The sequence below is a fragment of the Halomonas faecis genome (assembly GCF_010993975.1).
Classification (GTDB): Bacteria; Pseudomonadota; Gammaproteobacteria; order Pseudomonadales; family Halomonadaceae; genus Halomonas; species Halomonas faecis.
In genome coordinates, this window is the sequence record NZ_JAACZO010000058.1 from 67,685 (window position 1) to 89,830 (window position 22,146).

Genomic DNA, 22,146 nt, shown 5'->3' on the forward strand with positions numbered 1-22,146 from the left:
AAGGGTGTGCCGGCCCGCAACGACGCGGGCCGACGGGAAACGGGATCAGTTTCCGACGCGCGAGATCTTGCCGACGTGGGAGAGGTTGCGCAGGCGCTTGATGATGCGGGCCAGATGGACGCGGTCGTGAACCGCCAGGGTCAGGTGGACGATGGATAGCCGGGCGTCACGCTCTTCGATGCCGATGCGCTCGATGTTGGCATCGGCGTCGGTGACCAGGCTGGCCAGTTCGGCGACCAAGCCTCGACGACTTTCGATCTCGATGCGCAGCGCCACGGCGAAATCTTCATGGTGGTCTTGGGACCACTCCAGGGCGAACAGCTTGTCGGGATCGCTCTTGAGTTCATCGAGGTTGCGGCACTCGGCACGGTGCACCACGATGCCCTTGCCCACCGAGAGGTGGCCGACCACTGGATCGCCGGGTAGCGGATGGCAACAGCGGGCGAATTTGATCACCATGCCTTCGGCGCCGCTGATCACGATGGGGCCCTGGGGTCTGGTCGGAGTTTCGTCGCCGGCCGTGTCGTCGCCCTGGCGAATGTCGATCAGACGGCCAGCCACGGCGTGGGCGACGCGATTTCCCAGGCCGATGGATTCCAGCAGGGCCTCTTCGTTCTTCACGCCGAGCTCGGCGAGCAGAGTCGGCAACACGTCGTTCGGCAGTTCTTCGAGGCTGGTCTCGTAAGGCCCGAGGGCCTTGTTGAGAAGCCGGCGGCCGAGCTGCACCGCTTCGGTGTGCTGCTGATGCTTGAGGGCGTGGCGGATCGCCGAGCGTGCCTTGGCGGTGATTACGAAATTTAGCCAGGCGAGATTGGGCTTGGCCCCGGGCGCGGTGATGATCTCCAGCGTCTGGCCGCTCTCCAGGCGGGTGGAGAGCGGGGCCAGGTGACGATCGATGCGGCAGGCGATGCAGCCGTTGCCGATGTCGGTATGCACCGCGTACGCGAAGTCGATCACCGTGGCGCCCTGGGGCAGCTCCATGATGTCGCCGCGGGGCGTGAAGACGTAGATGTCGTCGGGGAAGAGGTCGTTCTTGACATGCTCGATGAACTCCAGCGAATCCCCGGCGTGGCGCTGCATTTCGAGCAGGCCCTTGACCCATTCGCGGGCGCGGGCATGGCTGCCCTCGGCGATGGGGTGATCCGTCTGGCCGGCCTTGTAGAGCCAGTGGGCGGCGATGCCGTTGTTGGCCATGGCTTCCATCTCGCGGGTGCGGATCTGCACTTCGATGGGCATGCCGCCGCGGCCGAACAGGGTGGTGTGCAGGCTCTGGTAGCCGTTGGCCTTGGGGATCGCGATGTAGTCCTTGAAGCGCCCGGGCACGGGCTTGTAGAGGTTGTGTACCACGCCCAGGATGCGATAGCAGCTGTCGACGTCGTCGGTGAGAATGCGAAAGCCGAACACGTCCATGATCTCGGCGAACGACTTGCGTTGGTCGCGCATCTTCTTGTAGATCGACAGCAGATGCTTCTGACGGCCCACCACGGTGCCGGACAGGCCTTCGTCGTCGAGGCTCTTCTGCAAGGCGTTCTGCACCTGGCGGATCGCCGAGCGGCGGTGGCCGCGAGCGCTGGATACGGCGCGTTTGATGCGCTCGGCGCGCATCGGGTGCAGGGCCTGGAAGGAGAGATCTTCGAGTTCCACGCGGATGGTATTGATGCCCAGGCGGCTGGCGATGCGAGCGTAGATCTCCAGCGTCTCGCGGGCGATGCGGCGTTTCTTCTCCGGGCGTAGGGCGCCCAGTGTGCGCATGTTGTGCAGGCGGTCGGCGAGCTTGACGATGATCACGCGGATGTCCCGGGACATCGCCAGCACCATCTTCTGGAAGTTTTCGGCCTGGGCGACCGCCTTGTCTTCGAAGGTGATCTGAGTGAGCTTGGAAACGCCGTCGACCAGCTCTGCCACCGGCTTGCCGAACTGCTCGCCCAGCGCTTCCTTGCCGACGCCGGTATCCTCGATGACGTCATGCAGCATGGCGGCCATCAGGCTCTGATGGTCCATGTGCATGTTGGCCAGTATGTTGGCCACGGCGAGGGGGTGGGTCACATAGGGCTCGCCGGAGCGGCGTTGCTGGCCGTCATGGGCCTGTTCGGCATAGTAGAAGGCGCGCTTGACCTGCTGGATTTCGTCAGCGGGCAGATAGCCGCCGAGTCGGTCGGCCAGGTCGTCGATGGTGAACATGGGCGCGCCTTGAGCTGGGGGTTACTCCTCGATGGCGATGCCCGGCTCGCCCTCGGGGCGAATTCTGACCGGTGCTTCGATGGGTTCATCGAGCACGCTGGCGTCGACCAGCCCTTCGGCGATCTCGCGCAGGGCCATGACGGTGGGCTTGTCGTTTTCCCAGGGCAGCTGGGCATCGCGTGAGCCGCGGGCGAGCTGGCGCGCGCGCTGGGTAGAAATCATCACCAGCTGAAAGCGGTTCTCGACGTTTTCCAGACAATCTTCGACGGTGACTCGCGCCATTTGGACCTTCCTGAACTGTGAAGCGCCGGCCATGGCCGGGCGGGAGTGACAACAACGGGACAGATTAGCTTACTCGACCGCTGGCGGCTGTGACAAGAGCGCCTGGAGCAGCGGGCCGTGGCGCTCACGGATGCGTGCCACGCTGAGCCGGCGGCTGATCACCAGCGACTGCAACTCGCGCAGTGCCGTGGTGAAGTCGTCGTTGATCACCAGATAGTCGTATTCGTCATAGTGCGACATCTCGCTCACTGCATCGCGCATGCGTCGGTCGATGGTGGCGTGCTCATCGGTGCCACGGCTGGCCAGGCGGCGCTCCAGCTCCTCGCGTGATGGCGGCAGGATGAACACCGACACGGCCTCGGACATTTGGCGGCGCACTTGACGGGCGCCCTGCCAGTCGATCTCCAGGATCACGTCCTGGCCGGCGTCGAGCATCGCTTTCACGGCGGGGCGGGCGGTGCCGTAGTAGTTGTCGAATACCCGAGCGTGCTCGAAGAACTCGCCGCGCGCGATCATGGCTTCGAAGGTTTGCGTGTCGACGAAGTGGTAGTTCACTCCGTCCACTTCGCCGCGCCGCTGCGGTCGGGTGGTATGCGATACCGACACCTGAATGCCGTCGAGGCTCTCGATGAGCTCACGGACCAGGGTGGTCTTGCCGGCGCCGGAGGGAGCGGAAACGATGAACAGCGTACCTTGAGACATGGGCGTGTCCGTAGTCAGCGGCCTGGGGCGATGGCTTGGGGTCGAGAAGGGGCGCAGTATCGCATACCCGCCCGACTGCTGCACGCCGGCTCCATCGCTCAAGGCTGCAGTATTCAAGGGGGCTCGCTTGGCCGGAGGGCCTTATTCGGCTGATTGGTCAGTCGAAACGTTAGGCATGCCGGAACATCTGCTCGGTCCAGCCCGGTGCGAGGCGGTGCAGCATCCTTAGCAGTTTCGCCCTGCCGACGTAGACCTCCCGTCGGCTCCCCTCCAGCCCGCGTACGCTGCTCGCGGCAGCGGTAGCGGTAGCTGGGCTGATTGTTCCGGTGCCGCGCCCTTCGGTCATGGGCGTGTCCACCAGGGGAAGGAGGGCATCGAGGGCCCGGATATCTGCACCGCCGCGCTCGCGTTCAACCTCGGCCTGGAAGCGGAAGGCGCGGGTAAATAAAGGTGCTTAGGCCCGCCTTGGCGGCGCAATGGATGGGGGCGCTCTGTTTGGGTGCCAGAGCCAGGCCGGTGCTGAGATTGACCACGGTGCCTGCTACAAATCTAAGGCATTCCACTGCTTGTGCCGGCGCCTGCGACTAAGGCATAAGCGTTATACCCCACGCACCAATGGCAAGGGACAGCGGTTCATTCAAACTGCCCTGCGCGAGTGGGCTATGCGCGGTCTTACGAGAGTTCGGAGCAGCGAGACCAGCAACTGCCAGCCTGGCTGCACCAATACTACTGGCATCGGTTGCATGCCAGCCTGGATTACCACTCTCCGGTTAGCCGGCTGGGCCTTTCCGTGAACAACCTGGTGGGTTTACACAGCTAGTACGGCAGCCGCGCCCCGGCTGAGTGATAAAGGTTACTGAGGGGTTGAGCGGCAGGCTTCGCGCACAGAGCGAGACATAGCCCCCTGCAGAGAGTCGACCAGCCCCCCCGGCGGCAGTGCCGAGGTGGCGGGCGGTCTCGAGGTTGATGATGCGCCGCGAGGCGCAGCGCACGCAGGGTGGGGGCATATCGGGTCTCCTGTGCAGGTGAAACGAGCCAAGGGATGGCTCGACTCACAGGAGTGATATAGGTCTTAAAGTTTCTGTAATCGCAGCTTGTTGTTGCGACTGCCCCGTCTTTATCGGCGCTGCTGGAGGCGACGTCCTCAAGCGCGGCCATCAGATCCAGCTGATCGGCCGAAAAGGTGAATTCAACGCCAAGATTGACTACCCTCGTTTTTTGAGGGCCGAGCTGTCATCGACACCATCGAGTGGTCAGAAGTGGAAACGCTGCTCTCAGCAGTGTCTGCACGCTACTTCTGAGACGGCCAATTTTGGATCTGAATGCATGCAAATCACAATCCGATCACCTAAAGTTGAAACCTAAGGAAGAAGAACATGACAGAGCAGGTAAAAAAGAAGGGTGGGAATACGGCAAGTATGCAGATTATAGGAGCCCTCATGGCCTTGTTTGGCCTTGTCCTCACCTTGGCTGTTGCTCCAGTCATTGGGTTGCCGATTCTCATTATCGGGCTGATCCTGAACGCGATCGGCCTCGCGAAAAAACCTAAGCCGGTCAAGGAGGCAACGCCAAAAAAGTGACCCAGCACTCGGGGTTTTTCTTTGGCATTATCTCCCTTGTTTACCGTTCGCAACTCTCGCCACCTTCATAGTCCGCGGCCCAAAGGCTACGTCGGTGGAATATGGACAACAAATGCCAGCGGGTGTCCGGGTAATGGTGAGAAATACAATCAGATTAGTCTGCGCGGCAGCCTTACTGAGTGTCCTTTTGGCAGGGGGGCCTGCGGTAGCGGAGCAGGGCGAGCGGTCAGCAGTCATCGCCGAAGGTGAACTTGCCAGTCGCGTAGGCAGCGGCAGCTTCAGCTACCGTCCCGGCGTGCAGGGCACTTTCCACGCGATGGCGGGGGAGCCGTTGATCCGGCTTCGCTACCGGCTGTGGACTTTGGTGGGCGAGCCCGTGTGGGCTTTCACCGGCCGGGCACCGCGTCTCGCCCGCATCCATCTGCAAACCGAAAACAACATGCCCCTGTTGACCATCGAACGGCGACCCAACCTGCCCGGCGGCACTGTGCGCTGGAACGCCGCCGCCGGTCTAATTCAGGTTTCCGATGATCTGATGGACCTGGCACGCATCTACGACTTCGCTTTCCTTGCAGGGCTGAACGCCCGCTCGCTTGATCAGCAGCTACCTCCGGCACTCCGGCAGGCTAGCCCGGAGGTTGTTGGCCTTTTGGATCCGATCTCTATCTACGAGCAGTGGCAGGGCATTTCCATCTACCGGGCCTATCAGGGGATTTTGGGACAGCCCGGTGAATGGGGCTGGAGCGTGCCCGGCAGTCCGGATTGGGGCGAGACTTTCACCCGCAGGAAGGTGAGTTCTGGGTATTCGGTTCCTTTTACCCGCGACTCCTTCAAGGAACAGCTGCTTGAGCCTGAACCGGCCAAGGAAGCTATGAGACGGCTTCTGCACGGCTACCAAAGCGAAGGGCGAGCTCCTTTAGAAGGGCTGATGGTTGGCGGTTTTCAAGTCGATATCAACGACTTGATCCGGTCCATACGCAAGGCCGAGCCCGAGGCCTTGCATCGGCTCAACGGCGTGCACAGCAAATACGACGAGCAACTGTCCGCCATCGTCGAAGACTACGCCGACGAGCTGCGCCGAAAGGGATTGATCCCTGCACTGGAACGGGAAGGCGAAGAAATCGACGCCGTCGTCAGCCGGCATGAACAGCGACTCTCCGACACCCTGATCGCATCCTGGAAGGCAATTCGCGCCGAGGCGCCCATCGATGCGGCCAACAGCCGAGCTGAGGCACAGCTGCGCGAATTGGGCCCGGCCGTCTCAGAGCATCTCAGCGAGGGACGCCTGGAGTTCTCACCGGATTTGCAGCAACGCCTGGACCAGGCACGCGCCTTCTTCGCCGCCGAGCCGAACCTTGGCAAGGCTATGAAGGCTCGCTGGCGCACGTTGGAATCGGCTCTGGAACCGGACGCCGGCAAGAATCTATTTGCTGGGCGCCTTCGTGACAACGGTGACGGAACCGTAACTGATGTCGTGTCGGGTCTCCAGTGGACGCGCTTTATGGAAGGTCAAGAATGGCGCGATGGTAGGGTAATCGGTGAGCCTAACCAGCACAAAGCTATTACAACAAGTGAAGAGCCGGCTCGTTCAGAGTTTCCTCTTGACCATGCTGGGCATCAGGATTGGCGTTTACCTAGCCTTGAGGATTTAAGCACGCTAATATACTGTCCCAATTCGAATTCAACCGATATACATTTTTCGGAGCTCCTTTCGGCTGCAAAGTACGCGCGTTTGGATAACTGCCAATTTTACATTGATGAGCTTCGGAATGAGGGGCGGGCAGATCGGCTCCAAAGCGAGAAGCATTCGGATTATCTGGCTAAAGCTATTCCGGCATTCTCGATGCGGCATGCCAGGCTGAGAATGCGAGATTTCTTTGATATCAAAGATATTTCTGAGCATTTTGACTCCGTTACGTATGGGCCAAGCATAAGGGGCTATGTAGCTAAACGCGGATGTTGGTCTTTTTCGCTGCATCCAGCAGGAATTGATTATGAAGCAGCATTTACTGGGGGAAGAGTGGACACATTAGATGGTTACTGTTCTGGTAGCGGCTACGTGTTGTGGGTTAGAGATAGCTTTTAAAAGAAGGGAGTAGAAAGCGGGTATTGACAAATTCTTCCGCTCTTTCGTGTACAAAGATGAGCGGGTGTTGAGCCGAGCGAGGCAAGCTGGCTGTTGGAGCGTTGATCTGCGCTTCGGCATGGTAAGGCATGAGCTGAAAAATGAATCCGGTAGCTGCGATAGGGGCGATAGCATTATCTGGTTGCGAGACGATCGATAATCCAATTTCCAGAGAATCGAGGTAAGGGACAGTGTTGAGAGTAGAGGCTTCGAAAATCTGTCACGCCATGGGTACAATTTTCTTGGCTTCGATGCTGCTTGTTCCCTTGGATACAGCACAGGCTGACAGCGCAGGACGACTGGACGCGCTGCGCGCCCTGGATGCCGCTCTGGAGACGGCCCCTGACCAGGATGAAATACGCACCACCCTGAAACTCGCCCACGGCTATATCACCGGCCGAGACCGTGACGAACGCAACGTCGCAACCGGCATCAGCCTGGCGGAGGACCTGGCCGAGCAGGGCGTCGCCGAGGCACAGTTCCTGCTGGGGATGGTCTACACCAGCCCGGAACTAGGGTACCTGGACCGCGGCAAAGCTTTCGCCATGCTGCGGCGGGCCGCGTCACAGGAATTTCCCCCGGCCTATGTCGCCCTCGCCGACCTTTATCTGAACGGGTGGGGTACCGAAGGCGACCCGGCCGAGGCGTGGCGCTTGTTCCAGCAAGCAGCCGGGGAATCCGGTCAAGCCGCCGCTGCGGGCGAACTGGGCATGGGTCTGATGCTGCTGGAAGGCTTGCATGTGGAGCGGGACGAGGCCCTGGGCCTGTCGCTGCTCAGGCAGTCGGCAGAGGCCGGCTATCCCCATGCGCAACTGGTCATGGGGGAAATGTCTGCGCGGGACGATATCGGCGGCCCGGCCGATTACGACCAGGCCACCCGCTGGTTCGAGCAGGCCCTGGAGCAGGGGTATGTGCATGCAGCCACCGCCCTCGGACAGCTACACGAACAAGGCTTGGGCCGGCCCAAGGATGCCGGCAAGGCAGCTGAGTACTACCGCCAGGCGGCCGAAGCCGGCGAGCCAGGCGCGCTAGCCGGGCTCGCCCGACTCCACGAGACGGGCCGCGGTGTGCCCCGGGATCAGGCCAAGGCCCGGGAATTGTACGCCCGCGCCGAAGCCCTGGGCGGCCCCGCCGCGCCTTCTATGCAGAGCGAACCGCCCCCGGCGGCGGCATCCCCCCTGCAGGGTTTCTGGTATCGCGCGAGGCCGAGTGAGCGGGTTACCCCGCATGACGCGCGCCAGTTCGAGATCATCGCCGCCGACGGCCGCATGGGTATCCTGGAAAAGCTCAGCGAGCGCCAGTATCGGGTCGGCACCAAAACGCGGGTAGCACTGGCGGGTGACACCGCCAGGTACTTCATCAGCGGTGAGGATGAACCTCGGCAGTACCGGATGCGCATCGAAGACGCAGACACCATTTTCCTCACCCATCCAGATGAGCCCGGCTTCGTCATGCATCGCCTCCCCGAGGATAGGCACATGCTCCGGGCCATGTTGCGGCTGACCCTGACCGGCGAGGCAGTGGGATTCTCTGCCCGAGACATCGTGCATAGCTCAGAGCCCCAGTCCAGCGAACAAATGCTCGAAGATCTATTCGGGTCTTCCGGTGAGCGAGAGGCGTTGGCCTCCCGGGACAAGACCCCCCTGTTCGATGGATCGCGGAGCTTCGTGGCGTCAATGTGGGGCCACGCCGATATCATACTGGCGCAAATGCCGGGCCCGCCGTTCAGCGGCGTTTTGTATCGGGACGGTGAACCTTGGATGGCGGCCCTTAGCGGATCAGTGGTCGCCATTGGTGACGCCGGAGCCAAGGGCTGGTCCTACATGGGCGAGGTGCTCCGTGAAGCCGCCCGGCCGCTGAGCGCCGACAACTAAAAGGATATTCCCATGACCGTGCGTACACAGCTTACGCAGTTCGGCGTAGGGCTCATCTGTGGCCTGGCGGCCCTGCTAGCGCTGACCTCGAGCGGCGTTAGCGCAGACGATCGCCTACACGGCACTTGGTACCTCGTGCCCGAAGGCGCCGAAGCTAAGGTGCAGAACGCCAGGGTTATTGAAATCCACCCCGCTAGTGGGCCTATGCTGAACCTTTACCCTGATGCGGACGGGTCGATGAAGGTTGTCCAAGGGCCCCGTTTCGAGGTGGAGGGAGGCGTTTTCATCCTCTATGACGACGCCGGAGAGCCCAGCCGTTTTCCCTATCGTTTCGACGGTGAGGACACCGTGATCTACGCCGAAGAGTACGTCTACCATCGGCTGCGGGACCAGGACAGCCTGCTTGCCACTGTCCTGCGGCTGGTGAAAACCGGCAAGGTGGAGTCGGTGAAAAAACGCTACGATGCTCGACGCTTCGGCGGCAATGGAGCCTACAGCGTCTATTTAAAGGATGCCGGGGTCTCGATCTTGTTAATGCAGTTCGAGGGAGCGGAATTCAGCGGCAGCATACACCGAGAAGATGGAGACTGGGCGGTCCCGGTCGCCGCGGACACCGTGGCGATCGCCACGGACGACAGTCGCTCCCTGGACAGCTTTCACGCGTTGCTAGGCGAGGCATTCCCGCACTTGCGGCGCTAACTCGTCCGTAGCGGTTTCAATGATCAAGTGCAATACCAGCATCTTTGCAGCTTCGACATTACACGCTCGTCAGCGAGACATCTGCGATCCTGCAATCCATCCTCGAGGCAGGCAATGGGGATTATGTCGATCAAACCCAAGATGACTCGATCCTGCTCGTGGTTCTTAGCGACAGCAACAGACGATCCGATGAACCCCTTCCACAACTTTGTCACGGCCAAATTGATGTCATTAACCCCAAATTACACGATAAGACCAAAATCAGCTGTGTTAAACCTACGCCCAGGCACGAGCGGGACTGGGTGACGATGGCCAACTGGTTGTCGGAACCATCACGTTTCAGGTCCATGTGCTGGAATGATTGGGTCACATGAGGGTTCGCCTGCGTTATCCGTTTAGGGCCGGCATGAATGACGTGCTGGTAATACCTGGCGGTTAGTGCTATTGCCCAGGCAAGAATGGCCTTAGCGACAAGGTTCCTTGGCCGCGCAGCTTCTGAATGAGAGTGAGCCCACATGCATCGATACCGTAACGCCCTGTTTTCCCTCGGCCTGATACTCACCAGTACGGCGGCGATCGGCGACAATGATGAGTTCCGCCCCCACCCCGCGTGTTTCGAGCCATTCGTTCCGTCCACCAATAATACCGACCATCCTGCCTCACTTAACCTCGATGCATGCAGTGATCGGCATGCGCACCGGACGGTTTCGCAGTTCCTCAGCCTGACCCGATACGAGCGATCACGCGGCGAAGCTGGTGTTTCACGCGGCTCGCTGGCCTACGAACGTATCACCGGGCGTGACGACAGTGTCATGTATCGCCTCGTGGACAATGTTGGTGGCTCTGGCATATTCACCATGCTGGTAACTGGTCGTGAGACCGACACGGCAAGCGGGCGCGTACTGCAAGACATCGAGACGCACGGATTGGGTGATCGTTGTCACCTTGGCAGTGCTTGGGTAGGCCAGGACGAGGACAACGACATCGTAGTGGGCGTGGCACTGACCCCAGCAAACGTGCCTCATTTGCTTGCAGCACCGGGATTCGACATGCCCAACCCCGAACGTGACCGCTACCGGGTTCGACACGCGTTCGGCGGGCATTTCGAAACTGCCCAGACAGCCTGCCCGACTTGCTGTATCGGCGAGGCCACCTACGCCCTGGCAAAGGATGGCAATTGCTGGGATCTGCTGGATATCCGCCTCGATTCACTCCAGCCCTTCGAGGATTCCGGAACGGACACATTGGCGAGCTTGTTGCATGAAACCGCCCGGGAGACGCCGGAAGGGTACGTCATCAAGGCGGAGTCGGTCGCATCCATCCAGCGCGATCTGATCGCCGCACATCCAAACCCCACCGACACGGCACGCGCGCAATTCTGGTTAAAGCGGCTCGGTTTTTACTGGCTGGCTTCGGTCGACGGCGTTGCTGGACCGCAAACCGAGGCGGCAATTGCTGCGTGGCGTGAGTGGCGGGGTGAGCCCATGGTCTATGGGTCACCAATGCTCACTCCGGAAGAGGCGAATGCCCTGGCGAGAGAGGGTTTGCGTTATGACGGAACGCGTCTGCAGCCAATGGACGAGGCGTGGCGGGACCCGACATTCGCCGCCTTCCGCGATCGACTGCGGCGCGTTGTCCTCACGCGGGACAGCGAGTCGCTCATTGCGATGACCGAACCGGACATCATGCTGGGCTTTGGCGGCAGTGGTGGACATGACGATATGCGAGAGTGGCTTGAGCACCCGGAGAGCGGGGAAGATGTCTGGCGGCAACTGGAGACCATTCTGCCACTCGGCGCGGTACGCTGGGGGCCGGATGTCTACTGCCTGCCCTATACTGGCTGTCTGCCCACACGCTTACTCGCCGGACATGACCCTTTCACTACCGTAATCGTCACCGCAACCGATGCCATCATGCGGAGTGCACCGGACGGCGACGCGACCATTGTCCGTCCACTGGATCACGACATCCTAACCCTGATCGGCGATTCGTCGGCACACAGCAAAAGTTATTATCCAGTACGGGATAGCGAAGGCAATGAAGGCTTTGTCTCAGGCCAGGCAATCGCATTCGTGATCGGCCCGAGAATGGAAATCCACCGTAGTGAATCGGGTTGGCGCATTCAAAGTCTGGTCAGTGGTGACTGAGCAGCCCCAACCACCCTATGGAGTGCCGTCTCACCAGGCGATCAGGCCCGGCAATCAACGCACGTGGCCAACCTGCTTTGCCAAGTACGTAAATCTGGTAATGTCGGTTATACGTGGACTGGTTGTCGTTCATCGTGCAACGTCAGTTTTGGCCGGTTAAGGTTTGGCCGATCAGGGCGCCACAAAGAGCGCACACGTTACCACCCAGCCGAACCAGGCCGGCCAGAGAAATGCAGTCTAGTTGCCAAGTTTATCGAATAGGCTGAAACTTACTCCAAAGGTCACGTTTTGATCGAATACAAACGAATGGTTCGCACGATGCGCCGCCGATGTCTTTTGGGCATGCTTTTTCTGGTAGCCGGCATTGTCATCTGGCGATCATGGCCAATTCAGACCGATCAGTTGGTAAGGTTGATAACCCCGGAACAATCAAGAAATTTCTACAGACAGGAAGGTGTTGCGCAGGCCTTGTCAGCGGAAACCAAAACTCTCCAACGTCGCCTGGAACGCAACCTTAAGCGACTCGAGAAACTCAGAGAGCTTCAGAGTCAGCCAATAACACCGGATTCCGGTGCACGCCTGACGAGGGACCTTGCTGAAATACCGACTGAAGGGAACGACCAGGAGGTCATTAACAATCTGATTGGCAACGCAAAAAGGATGCTTGACGATAGACGCCCAGAAGGAGCGATACTCCAGTTCGACAGAGCTCGCGTCGCCCTGCTCAAGCAGTTGGACAATGCCCTTGCCGTCAACCAATTAATGGAGGCTACACAGCTGATGAACAGCCTGGAGCCGAACATCATGAACGAGCCGGAAGGTTCTCAGTTGATCGATGATTACAACGCGGCTAGAAAGATGGCGGCCAGATATCTTGAACAAGGAAGAATGGCAAACGCTGCTGATACCCTGACCGAATTCCTGGCCGAACAGTAACGTTGGGAGAAAAAGACACGAACGGCGACTTCGACCCATCGCCAATGGGGTGGAAGCCGCCGAGGTCTATGCATACAAAGCGCGCTCAGGCAGCGTGACCCCCATCGGATCCTTTGGCGTCAGTTTCTTCCAGTTTTTGACGGATAAGCTCATGTTTTTCTTAGGCCGGTTCTGGACAAAATTATTAGTTTCTTCGATAAGAAACGTCAGCCATATCCATAATCGTCGCTTTCCGCCTACCGAGATTCAGGTTTTGACTTGATCGTTGGGACCAACTGATTCATGGTAAGAGTTCTCTCAAATTTTTTATAAGTTCTGGTTTCCCTACACTGAACAACAGTACTTGGGAATTGAGTGGTTGAACGATTATATTATTGTTAGTCTGTATCTGACCTTTTAAGTCCCCCTCCCAGAATTCAAACAATCTAGCAGTCCCCTCGCGATCTATAGTCTCAGCCTTGGCAGCATTATTGGCATGAAATGCGAAATAATCATCGGTGCCTTCATCACCAATATATTCAATCATGGTAAACATTCCGGTTTCGGCGAGTATGATGGAGCCAGATAGTAAACTATCATCATGAGCAAATCGCATATACTCTTCTGTCCAGTTTTTACCTGTCAATTTTAGCCGGTTCTCACCGACAGAAAATTCCAGAACTTCCGATTCGCCATCTCCGTAATCAATATGTAAGTTATTTTCTTCGATAGTGTAATTGCCGGCTGGAAAAATATCCAACGCACTTTCTTGGGCATAGATATCAATCAATGTTCCATCTTTTTTTACGATAAGATAAAGTGTTGAGTCATTATCCGTTTGAGAGATCTCTTTCCAGATACCATGCATCCGTATATCTGACAGAACAGGCTGCGAAAATAAGACAATAGCCAGCGTCAACAAAGTTATACTGATAGATCTATTCATTTTTGGTTCACTCCCTTAACGTATTTTTAGATAATTTTGCGGCGTTTAGCACCCGTTTTATTTGATCGGTGTCGCTTGCACGAAAACTCAGTGCCAGCACGCTTGGGTCAATTGATAAAGCTAGATGCTCACCATTATTTTGAATCATGCCGACCATGTTTTCTTCAGCCTGATGTATCAGCATCAGTTGATTTTTTGAGTCAATTAGATCAACAATCGTTGCGTTTTTAATACCTAGCAGACCTTCGGCATTGACAGTATCAAACGATTCGACTTCACCTGTCGCCACCAAACGAAGCAGTGCCTTGAGAAGGCTGGTGTCTGACGGTAACCGTCTATAATAAAAACCCCCGTCATCATTGGAATAATAGACTAAATTATCATCTCTCATCTCGTAAGAGTATTCATAATCCTGAGGTATATGGGATGCCCGAAAAACAACGGTGTCGCAATCGAAAGTCGCTTGCATTGGCATGAGATCATCACGCTTGGCATCACCACCTGTGGGTATGGTGACGACATTGCCGTTTGGGGATAACCATTCAACATATTCCACGCTTTCAAATGGTGTTGTGTCTTCTTCGTCACTGAGATACCAGTAACCAAATACACGCTTATCAACGCATTCGGGAATATGATTTTTATCATATTCACGGTGAACCATATTGTCAGGTCTTTCTGGAGGTTGCATCGAAGCGGTATCAGCATTGTGTTGGGGAGGCTGGTCCGGTTTGATATCATCTGCGTGAGTCGTTTGGTTTACGCCAAAAACGAGCGCGAGTAAAATTGTTAGCATGTTCATGAAAGCCTTTTTAAGATATAGGAAATCCAACCGTCGTTACGGCAATATCCCTTCGCCAAATGGTGCTGTCAAGGTACTGACAATCCCCAAGCCCCCCTGTTGAGCGCCCGAGTCACTCGACTGCCCGAAATCGGCCTGAGGGACGATATTGGAGATGGCTTTTGGGGTTGTCAGTGGCCTTCTTACGGAAACTGGCAACGGCGGGGCTAGCTGACTTTCGGGTGGGCCGCTCTACTAGGATACAGTTCGATCATACTCGTTCTCCGGCGCAGGATGAGCGCAGGGATCGCCAGATTTCCTCGGGTGTATCCTCCACTGCCGTTACCACGGCAGGATTCCAACCTGGGACTTTCCACTTAGGAGGGGGGCTCATGCAGTCGCTACCTCGGCATCTCTTTTTAAACGTGCCTTTGGTGCACCGTTGATGGCCGGCTCCACCAGTTCTGCCACCTTGGTCAGGGCCTCGTTCCGCTCTTCGAAGTAGTCGTGGTGATCATAGACGCCTTCGGTGCCCTTGGGCTTGTGGTTCAGGCAGCGCTCTACGATACGGTCTAGCACCCCAGCGGCAGTCAGCAGGCTGCGGCAGGTGCGGCGAAGGCCGTGTACGGTGAACTCGGGAATATCGCCCCCCAGGATGATCTGTGGGTTTTAGTGGAGGCCCATGAACATCACTCGATATTCTGGATCTGCTCCCTCATCTGCTCGATCAGCACCTTCAGCTCTACCGCGCAGCGCGTGGTGTCGGCGACCACTGATTTGGAAGAGAGGGTGTTGGCTTCGCGGTTGAGCTCCTGCATCAAAAAGTCCAGGCGGCGCCCCTTGGGACCGGGCTGGCCGAGCTGGCGCTCGACTTCGCTGACGTGGGCGACCAGGCGGTCGAGCTCCTCGTCGACGTCGGCCTTCTGGGCCAGGAGGGTCAGTTCGGCCTCGAGGCGCTGGGGGTCGAGTTCCGCCTTGACCGTCTCGAGGCGCTCCAGCAGTTGGGTGCGCTGACGATCGAGAATCTGCGGCATCAGGCGGCGCACCTCGGCGACCTGCTCGCGCACCCCGGCCAGGCGCTCGTGAATCAGCGCGGCGAGCTTCTCGCCCTCGCGGGCGCGGGCGGCAAGCAGTTCGGCGAGGGCGGCATCGAACAGCGTTTTGGCTTCGGCCTTGACCGTGTCGAGGTCGGTGCTGCGGGATTCGAGCACACCGGGGTGGTCGAGCAGTGCCAGGGCATCGGGCATGGCTGCTTGGGGCAGGGCGGTGCGCACTTCGCCGAGGGCGGCGGCCAGGGCGGCGAGGCGTTCTGAATTGACCGTGAGGGTGTCATTGGCGCTTTCTGCTTCGAAGCGCAGGGTGCATTCCACCTTACCGCGGGCCAGGCGGCTACGCAGGGCCTCGCGAAAGCCGGGTTCCAGGTCGCGCAGCGTTTCGGGCAGGCGGAAATGGGGCTCCAGGTAGCGCTGGTTCACTGAGCGCAGTTCGAGCTGCAGGCTGCCCCAGCTCGTTTCGCGGCTCAGGCGGGCGAAGGCGGTCATGCTGTGAACGCGGTTGCCGGTGTCGGCCATTGGCCTACTCCTCAACAGGCGATGCGGGCCGCCGTCGGCGGCCCAGGGTCGGGTCCGAGGCGGCAGTGTAACCGATTCCTGCCGCCAACCGTGTAGAATGGCGCCCTCATTCCGAGCGAATAACGAGCAGAGAGGAACTATGGCAGCCGACGTCAAGCGTCCCAGTGGGCGAGCGCCCAACCAGCCCCGCGAGATTCGCCTGACCCGCGACTACACGCGCCACGCCGAAGGCTCCGTACTGGTGGAATTCGGCGATACCAAGGTGCTGTGCAATGCCAGCGTGGAAGCCGGCGTACCACGTTGGTTGCGCGGTAAGGGTCGGGGTTGGGTGACCGCCGAGTACGGTATGCTGCCCCGTGCCACCCATACCCGCGGTGGCCGCGAAGCGACCCGCGGCAAGCAGGGCGGTCGCACGCTGGAGATCCAGCGTTTGATCGGCCGGTCGCTGCGGGCCGCGGTGAATCTCAAGAAGCTCGGTGAGTACACTATCACCGTGGATTGCGACGTCATCCAGGCCGACGGCGGTACCCGCACCGCCTCGATCACCGGTGGCTGCGTGGCGCTGGTCGACGCCATTCGCTACCTGCAGCGCGAGAAGTTGATCAAGGGCGACCCTTTCGTGCAACTGATCAGCTCGGTGTCGGTGGGGCTCTTCAAGGGTGTTCCGGTGGTCGACCTGGACTACCCCGAGGACTCGAGCGCCGATACCGACATGAACGTGGTCATGGCCGAGTCGGGCGGCCTGATCGAGGTGCAGGGCACCGCCGAGGCGGGAACCTTCTCCCGCGAGGCGCTTAACGCCATGCTCGATCTGGCGGAAAAGGCGGGCGGCGAACTCTTCGACCATCAGCGCGAGGCGCTGGGAATCCGCCGCTGAGAGCGCATTTCCAACCGTTGGGTGAGATGAGCGCCGGGAAAGCTCATCTCTCTGCCTGGTTGTGAATGAAGCGTTGACTCTCCCTTCCCTTAACGCATCGCGCCGGCACTTTGTGCCGGCGCGATGCGTTCCGGCGGGGCCGGAACGGCGACGAAGGGAGGTCGTTACAGCTCCAGGTCGTACTCCACGATCAGCGGCGCGAACTCCGAGAAGGTGGCATCGGTGTCGATCCAGGCGTCCACCACGTGGCGGCGGAAGTTGGGCCCGACGATCTGGTAGTCGATGCGCCAGCCCTCCTGGCGGGAACGCGGCACCTCCTGGTCGAGTTTGGGCCACCAAGTGTACTCGCCGGCATCGCGGTTGACTTCGCGGAAGGTGTCGATGAAGCCGGTGGGGCCGAACACCTGGTCCATCCAGGCGCGCTCCTCCGGCGTGAAGCCGGGCGTGGTCTGGTTGTCGGCCCAGTTGGCCAGGTCGATGGTCTTGTGGGCGATGTGCCAGGTACCGCAGATGATGTATTCGCGCCGCTTGCGCGCCATCTTGCTCAGGTACTCCTGGTACTGCGTCATGAAGGCCTGCTTGGCGGCATAGTCGCTGCCGTCGGGCATCAGGAAGCTGGCAATGCTGAAGCGGTCGTAATCGGCCTGCAGGAAGCGTGCCTCGTGATCGCACTGCGGAAAGCCCAGTCCGTACATGATGGCCTTGGGAATCTTTCGGCAGTAGAGGCCGACCCCGGAGAAACCGTCCTCCTCGGCATCCAGGAAGTAGCCCTCGTAGCCTTCGGGGTAGAGGATGTCGTCGTCGAGTTCGAAGCTCTTGGCCTTGAGATTCTGCACGCAGACGACATCGGCGTCCTGGCCGGCCAGCCAGTCGAGGAAGCCGCGGTCGACCGCCTCGCGGATGCCGTTGACATTGATGGTGGCAATTTTCATACATGGTCCCTTTGACGTCGCGCGTGTATGATACCCGACGTTTGGGTAAATGGCCCGTCGCGATAGACATGATATAGGGCTTGGGACGCGCTGTCGGTCCCTGGCCGAACCCGGTTGAGGCATCAGGAGAGGAACCTTGGCGGCGAGCATGCAGGCATACCAGCGCGAGTTCATCGAGTTCGCCATCGAGCAAGGGGTGCTGCGCTTCGGTGAATTCACCCTCAAGTCGGGCCGCGCCAGCCCCTACTTCTTCAATGCCGGACTGTTCAAGACCGGTGCGGCCCTGGCGCGGCTGGGGCGCTTCTACGCCCAGGCGCTCGCCGAGCGCGCTCCCGATTTCGACGTGCTCTTCGGCCCCGCCTACAAAGGCATTCCCCTGGCGGCGACCACCGCCGTGGCGTTGGCCGATCACCACGGCCGCGACCTGCCCTACGCCTTCAACCGCAAGGAAGCCAAGGATCACGGCGAAGGCGGCAACATCGTCGGCGCCCCGCTTGCCGGGCGCATCCTGATCATCGACGACGTCATCACCGCCGGCACCGCCATCCGCGAGGTGATGGAATTGATCGAGGCCGCCGGCGCCGAGGCTGCCGGGGTGGTGATCGCCCTGGATCGCCAGGAGCGTGGCCAGGCTGACAGTGAAGCACAAGGCCTGAGCGCCATCCAGGAGGTCGAGGCGCGCTACGGCATGCCGGTGGTCAGCATCGTCACCCTGGACATGGTGCTCGCCTATCTCGAGGAGCGGGGCGGCGACGCCTTTCTGGCTCACGCCCAGGCGATCCGCGACTACCGCGCGCGCTACGGGGTGGCGGCAACCGGATGAGCGGTCGTCATGCTCGATGTCGTTCTCTACCAGCCCGAGATTCCACCCAACACCGGTAACCTGATCCGGCTGTGCGCCAACACCGGTTTTCGCCTGCACTTGATCGAGCCGCTGGGCTTCGTGCTCGACGACAAGCGCCTGCGTCGTGCCGGGCTCGACTACCATGAGTGGGCGGCCGTGCGCGTGCATCGCGACTGGACGGGGTATCTCGAGGCGGTGGCGCCCGAGCGGGTCTTCGTGGTATCGACTCGTGGTCGTGCTGGCTATCACGAACCGAGCTATCGTCCCGGAGACGCCCTGGTGCTCGGCCCCGAGACCCGCGGCCTGCCTCAGGCGATGCTCGATGCGCTACCCGAAGCGCAGCGCCTGCGCATCCCCATGCGTCCCGAGAGCCGTAGCCTCAACCTCTCCAATGCCGCAGCGGTGCTGGTCTATGAAGCCTGGCGTCAGCTCGGCTTTCCTGGGGCAGGCCAACCTGGCGCCAATCTGCCCGACGGTGCCAAGGAGTAAGCGATGTCGATCCAAAAGCGCCTGACCCAGCTCAACCCTCGCCAGCAGGAAGCGGTGCGCTACATCGACGGCCCCTGCCTGGTGCTGGCCGGCGCCGGTTCCGGCAAGACCAGCGTGATCACCACCAAGATCGCCTACCTGGTACAGGCGTGCGGGATGAGCGCCCGACGCATCGCCGCGGTGACCTTCACCAACAAGGCCGCCCGCGAAATGAAGGAACGGGTGGGACAGATGCTCAAAGGCAAGGAGGGGCACGGGCTGACCGTCTCCACCTTCCACACCCTGGGGCTCAACATCATCCGCCGTGAGCTTCAGGCGCTGGGCTATCGTCCCGGCTTCTCGCTGTTCGACCCCGAGGACGCCAAGGCGCTGCTGCGCGACCTGATGCACAAGGACGCCCAGGTGGATGCCGAGGTGATCAACCGGGTGCAGCACCGCATATCGGCCTGGAAGAACGATCTCGTGCTGCCCGGCGAGGCGCTCTCCCACGCCGCCGACCAAGACGAGTTGTTCGCCGCCCGCGCCTACGAGGCCTACGTGCGCCACCTCAAGGCGTACAACGCCGTGGACTTCGATGACCTGATCCTGCTGCCCGTGGTGCTGCTACGCGACGATCCCGATGCCCTGGCGCGCTGGCGCAAGCGGATCCACTACATGCTGGTGGACGAGTACCAGGACACCAACGTCAGCCAGTACCAACTGGTCAAGCTGCTGATGGGCGAGCGAGCCACTTTCACGGTGGTGGGCGACGACGACCAGTCGATCTACGCCTGGCGCGGAGCTCGCCCCGAGAACCTGGTGACCCTGGGCGAGGACTTCCCGCGCCTCAACGTCATCAAGCTGGAGCAGAACTATCGTTCGACGCAACTGATACTACGCGCCGCCAATACGCTGATCGCCAACAACCCCCACGTCTACGACAAGACCCTGTGGTCGGAGATGGGGGAGGGCGCGGCGATCCGCGTGGTGGTCAATCGTCACGAGGAAGCCGAGGCCGAGCGGGTGGCCAGCGAGATATTGACCCGGCGCATCAAGGAGCGGGCCGAGTGGCGCGACTTCGCGGTTCTCTACCGCGGCAACTTCCAGGCCCGGTTGCTGGAGCTCAAGCTGCAGCACTACCAGATTCCCTACAAGCTCTCCGGCGGCACCTCCTTCTTCTCGCGGGGCGAGATCAAGGACGCCATGGCCTACCTGCGCTTGCTGATCAACCCCGCCGATGACAACGCTTTCCTGCGCATCGTCAACGTGCCGCGCCGTGAGATCGGTCCCGGCACGCTCGAGAAACTCGCCAACTACGCCACCGAGCGGGGCGGCTCGCTATTCGCCGCCTGTCACGAACTGGGGCTCGAACAGGTTCTGCCCACTCGCGCCGTGGAGCGCCTGGGGCGGTTCACCCACTTCATCGACGGGGTGCGCCGGCGCATGGATGGTGGCGATGCCCTAGCGGCGATCCGTGACATGCTGCGCGACATGGACTACGAGGCGTGGCTCTACCAGAACGCCAGTGCGCCGACCATCGCCGAACGGCGCATGGCCAACGTCTGGACGCTGATCGACCAGCTCGAGAAGTCGATGCAGGCGGCCCCTGAAGACGCGAGCCACGATGATGCCTCGGCCTCCGATGAGACCGAGACCGACAGCGTGGAGGCGGCCATCTCGCGGCTGGTGCTGCGCGACATCCTCGAGCAACAAGCCGAGGAGGATGACTCCGATCGCGTGCAACTGCTCACCATGCACGCCGCCAAGGGGTTGGAGTTTCCCCATGTCTACGTGATGGGCCTCGAGGAGGAGTTGCTGCCGCACCGTAACGCCGTCGAGGCGGGTACCGTGGAGGAGGAGCGCCGCCTGGCCTACGTGGGCATCACCCGCGCGCGGCGCACCCTGACCCTGACCCTGGCCCGCCAGCGCAAGGCCTACGGTGAGCTGATGGATTGCGTGCCGAGCCGTTTCCTCGACGAGCTGCCGGAGGCGGATCTGGAGTGGGAGGGTCGCGCCGACAAGGAAGACCCGGACAAGAAGCAGGCGCGTGGCCAGGATGCCATTGCCGGGCTGCGTTCGTTGTTGGGATAACCCCGGCTGCGGGCTGCGGGCTGCGGGCTGCGGGCTGCGGGCTGCGGGCTGCGGGCTGCGCGGAAACGCGAAGGGGCGCCGGATGGCGCCCCTTGCTCATGCTGAGTGGCTTGGTTTGAACCCAGGCTTCATTGCACCGGTTCGACCAGGTAGTCGGTAGCGGCCTTCACCTCGTCGTCGGAGAGGCTGGCGTTGCCGCCCTTGGCCGGCATGGCATTGAAGCCGTTGATGGAGTGGTCATAGAGGGTCTCGATGCCCTTCTCCATGCGGTCGGCCCACTGGTCGGCGTTGCCGCGAATCGGTGCGTTGGCAGCACCGGTCATGTGGCAGGCCATGCACACCTGGTTGTAGATCGCCTCGCCGTCGAGGCCGGCGTGGGACGGGGCATCACCTTCCTCGGAAGCCGCTTCTTCTTCGTCGGCGGCAGCGTCCTCCTCGCTAGACGCGGCGTCTTGCTCGTCGGAGGGGGCAGCATCCTCCTCGCTGGACGCGGCGCCTTGCTCGTCGGAGCCGGCCGTTTCCTCATCGGAGGTGCTCTCTTCCCCATCGGAAGCGGCGTCTTCTTCGTCGGAGGCAGCGTCTTCCCCTTCGGAGGCGGCAGCATCGCCGCCTGTCTCGGGAACGTCCATCACCGGTTCGACCAGATGAGCGGTGGCGGCCTCGACTTCCGCATCGGAGAGGCTGGCGTTGCCACCACGGGCAGGCATGGCGTTGAAGCCGTTGATGGAGTGGTCCAGCAGTGTCGCGAAGCCTTTCTCGACGCGCTCGGCCCAGGCATCTTCGCTACCGCGCGTGGGTGCGCCAGCGGCGCCGGTGTCGTGACAGGCGGCACAGACGCTGCTGTAAATGTTGGCGCCGTCGATATCGCCGCCATTGCCTTCGGCCTCTCCGCTGCCGCTCGCGTCGGATTGAGCCGCCTGGGTTCCGCAGTCCTCGCCCTGCAGGCAAAGCTCGCCCACCGGTTTCAGGCGTTCGGCAATGGCATCGCGGTCCACGTCGGCCTGCACGGTTGCGGCGCCTGCGGACAGGCCCAGGGCGGCCAGGCACCCCATGATCAGCTTGCTGGATTTCACTCTCACCACCTCTTGACGGTCCGGTAATCGTTATCGACTCGTGACGACATCCATTATC

Annotated in this window: 19 protein-coding genes and 1 pseudogene; 11 read left to right on the forward strand and 9 right to left on the reverse strand. The window is 60.6% G+C overall.

Annotation, left to right across the window (positions count from 1 at the left end):
• Positions 1-45: 45 nt before the first annotated feature.
• The 3 genes from GFD32_RS18330 to gmk all read right to left on the reverse strand — a co-directional run bounded on the left by GFD32_RS18330 (position 46) and on the right by gmk (position 3,165).
• Positions 46-2,181, reverse strand: a complete 2,136-nt coding sequence (locus GFD32_RS18330; protein WP_163578020.1) for a RelA/SpoT family protein — start codon at positions 2,179-2,181, stop codon at positions 46-48.
• Positions 2,182-2,202: 21 nt separating this feature from the next.
• On the reverse strand, positions 2,203-2,463 hold the full coding sequence (gene rpoZ, locus GFD32_RS18335) for a DNA-directed RNA polymerase subunit omega (protein WP_163578021.1): 261 nt from the start codon (positions 2,461-2,463) through the stop codon (positions 2,203-2,205).
• Positions 2,464-2,532: 69 nt separating this feature from the next.
• Complete coding sequence (gene gmk / locus GFD32_RS18340; RefSeq protein ID WP_163578022.1) at positions 2,533-3,165, reverse strand: guanylate kinase; 633 nt, start codon at positions 3,163-3,165, stop codon at positions 2,533-2,535.
• A gap of 527 nt (positions 3,166-3,692) precedes the next feature.
• Here gmk and GFD32_RS18345 point away from each other — a divergent pair.
• The 7 genes and pseudogenes from GFD32_RS18345 to GFD32_RS18375 all read left to right on the forward strand — a co-directional run.
• A pseudogene (locus tag GFD32_RS18345) lies at positions 3,693-3,985 on the forward strand (integrase core domain-containing protein); the annotation flags it as partial.
• Between the two features lie 556 nt (positions 3,986-4,541).
• Positions 4,542-4,745 carry a hypothetical protein gene (locus GFD32_RS18350; RefSeq protein ID WP_163578023.1) on the forward strand — a complete coding sequence of 68 codons (204 nt, stop codon included), beginning with the start codon at positions 4,542-4,544 and terminating at the stop codon, positions 4,743-4,745.
• Between the two features lie 94 nt (positions 4,746-4,839).
• Positions 4,840-6,831, forward strand: coding sequence for a DUF1566 domain-containing protein (locus GFD32_RS18355; RefSeq protein ID WP_163578024.1), 1,992 nt, complete (start codon positions 4,840-4,842; stop codon positions 6,829-6,831).
• Between the two features lie 290 nt (positions 6,832-7,121).
• The gene (locus tag GFD32_RS18360; protein ID WP_240455709.1) at positions 7,122-8,744 is read left to right on the forward strand and encodes a tetratricopeptide repeat protein; all 1,623 of its coding nucleotides are present in this window, start codon (positions 7,122-7,124) and stop codon (positions 8,742-8,744) included.
• A 12-nt stretch (positions 8,745-8,756) separates the two neighbouring features.
• Positions 8,757-9,443, forward strand: a complete 687-nt coding sequence (locus GFD32_RS18365; protein WP_163578026.1) for a hypothetical protein — start codon at positions 8,757-8,759, stop codon at positions 9,441-9,443.
• A 515-nt stretch (positions 9,444-9,958) separates the two neighbouring features.
• Positions 9,959-11,590: a peptidoglycan-binding protein gene (locus tag GFD32_RS18370; protein ID WP_163578027.1), complete on the forward strand. Its 1,632-nt coding sequence runs from the start codon at positions 9,959-9,961 to the stop codon at positions 11,588-11,590.
• Between the two features lie 288 nt (positions 11,591-11,878).
• Positions 11,879-12,526 (forward strand): hypothetical protein, encoded by a 648-nt coding sequence (locus GFD32_RS18375; protein WP_163578028.1) that lies wholly within the window; start codon positions 11,879-11,881, stop codon positions 12,524-12,526.
• 280 nt (positions 12,527-12,806) lie between these two features.
• Here GFD32_RS18375 and GFD32_RS18380 read toward each other — a convergent pair whose 3' ends face one another.
• The 4 genes from GFD32_RS18380 to GFD32_RS18395 form a co-directional block, all read right to left on the reverse strand.
• Positions 12,807-13,451 carry a hypothetical protein gene (locus GFD32_RS18380; RefSeq protein ID WP_163578029.1) on the reverse strand — a complete coding sequence of 215 codons (645 nt, stop codon included), beginning with the start codon at positions 13,449-13,451 and terminating at the stop codon, positions 12,807-12,809.
• Between the two features lie 7 nt (positions 13,452-13,458).
• On the reverse strand, positions 13,459-14,253 hold the full coding sequence (locus tag GFD32_RS18385; protein ID WP_163578030.1) for a hypothetical protein: 795 nt from the start codon (positions 14,251-14,253) through the stop codon (positions 13,459-13,461).
• Positions 14,254-14,622: 369 nt separating this feature from the next.
• Positions 14,623-14,811, reverse strand: coding sequence for a site-specific integrase (locus GFD32_RS18390; RefSeq protein ID WP_163578031.1), 189 nt, complete (start codon positions 14,809-14,811; stop codon positions 14,623-14,625).
• A 110-nt stretch (positions 14,812-14,921) separates the two neighbouring features.
• Positions 14,922-15,803, reverse strand: a complete 882-nt coding sequence (locus GFD32_RS18395) for a YicC/YloC family endoribonuclease (RefSeq protein ID WP_163578032.1) — start codon at positions 15,801-15,803, stop codon at positions 14,922-14,924.
• A gap of 139 nt (positions 15,804-15,942) precedes the next feature.
• Here GFD32_RS18395 and rph point away from each other — a divergent pair, with 139 nt between their 5' ends.
• The gene (gene rph / locus GFD32_RS18400) at positions 15,943-16,680 is read left to right on the forward strand and encodes a ribonuclease PH (protein ID WP_163578033.1); all 738 of its coding nucleotides are present in this window, start codon (positions 15,943-15,945) and stop codon (positions 16,678-16,680) included.
• A 164-nt stretch (positions 16,681-16,844) separates the two neighbouring features.
• Here rph and GFD32_RS18405 read toward each other — a convergent pair whose 3' ends face one another.
• Complete coding sequence (locus GFD32_RS18405) at positions 16,845-17,612, reverse strand: exodeoxyribonuclease III (RefSeq protein ID WP_163578034.1); 768 nt, start codon at positions 17,610-17,612, stop codon at positions 16,845-16,847.
• A gap of 148 nt (positions 17,613-17,760) precedes the next feature.
• Here GFD32_RS18405 and pyrE point away from each other — a divergent pair, with 148 nt between their 5' ends.
• From pyrE to rep, 3 genes are read left to right on the forward strand one after another with little or no spacing between them, the layout of a single operon-like run.
• Positions 17,761-18,435 carry an orotate phosphoribosyltransferase gene (gene pyrE, locus GFD32_RS18410; protein WP_163578035.1) on the forward strand — a complete coding sequence of 225 codons (675 nt, stop codon included), beginning with the start codon at positions 17,761-17,763 and terminating at the stop codon, positions 18,433-18,435.
• A 9-nt stretch (positions 18,436-18,444) separates the two neighbouring features.
• The gene (trmL, locus tag GFD32_RS18415; protein WP_163578036.1) at positions 18,445-18,945 is read left to right on the forward strand and encodes a tRNA (uridine(34)/cytosine(34)/5-carboxymethylaminomethyluridine(34)-2'-O)-methyltransferase TrmL; all 501 of its coding nucleotides are present in this window, start codon (positions 18,445-18,447) and stop codon (positions 18,943-18,945) included.
• Positions 18,946-18,948: 3 nt separating this feature from the next.
• The gene (gene rep, locus GFD32_RS18420) at positions 18,949-21,015 is read left to right on the forward strand and encodes a DNA helicase Rep (RefSeq protein ID WP_163578037.1); all 2,067 of its coding nucleotides are present in this window, start codon (positions 18,949-18,951) and stop codon (positions 21,013-21,015) included.
• 128 nt (positions 21,016-21,143) lie between these two features.
• On the opposite strand, the gene GFD32_RS18425 is transcribed toward rep, so the two are convergent.
• Positions 21,144-22,088 (reverse strand): c-type cytochrome, encoded by a 945-nt coding sequence (locus tag GFD32_RS18425; RefSeq protein WP_240455705.1) that lies wholly within the window; start codon positions 22,086-22,088, stop codon positions 21,144-21,146.
• Positions 22,089-22,146 lie beyond the last annotated feature (58 nt).